Source organism: Gillisia marina (assembly GCF_000258765.1).
Classification (GTDB): Bacteria; Bacteroidota; Bacteroidia; order Flavobacteriales; family Flavobacteriaceae; genus Gillisia; species Gillisia marina.
This window is the reverse complement of record NZ_AJLT01000088.1, coordinates 1-426: the sequence shown is the minus strand read 5'-3', so window position 1 is coordinate 426 and position 426 is coordinate 1. Positions and strand designations below refer to the sequence as shown.

Here is a 426-nt window from a genome sequence, read left to right as displayed (position 1 = left end):
TCCAATCTCCATAAGCGTCTGTTTGAACATCAATCTTCCAAATATCCTGACAGCTACACTTCCCAAAGGCTACCGGTTGCACTAGTGTATTACGCAGAGTTCACAGATATTAACAACGCCATAGCCACAGAAAAACAAGTGAAAAACTGGTCCCGTGCAAAAAAGGAAGCCCTTATTGCAGGTGAGTTTAATGAACTCCCTAATCTGGCAAAGAAGAATTTTTCAAAGTAAATTTCTTTAAACTTTCCCTTCGTCGTTCTCGATACAAATTTCAAAACCGTCAGTTCGAGTGTTTTTTACCGAGGCGAAAGCTGAGGGAAAAAATGTATCGAGAACAAGGCCAGCCCCCGATAATCACCCTCTGTTCTCGATACAAATTTCAAAACCGTCAGTTCGAGTGTTTTTCTCAATGCGGAAGCATTGTGA

1 protein-coding gene is annotated in these 426 nt (G+C 41.3%); it reads left to right on the top strand.

What is annotated here, in order from left to right; all coding sequences use genetic code 11:
- Positions 1–231: GIY-YIG nuclease family protein (locus tag ON07_RS13650; protein ID WP_010232567.1), on the top strand; the 231-nt coding region annotated here is incomplete at its 5' end.
- Between the last annotated feature and the right edge of the window lie 195 nt (positions 232–426).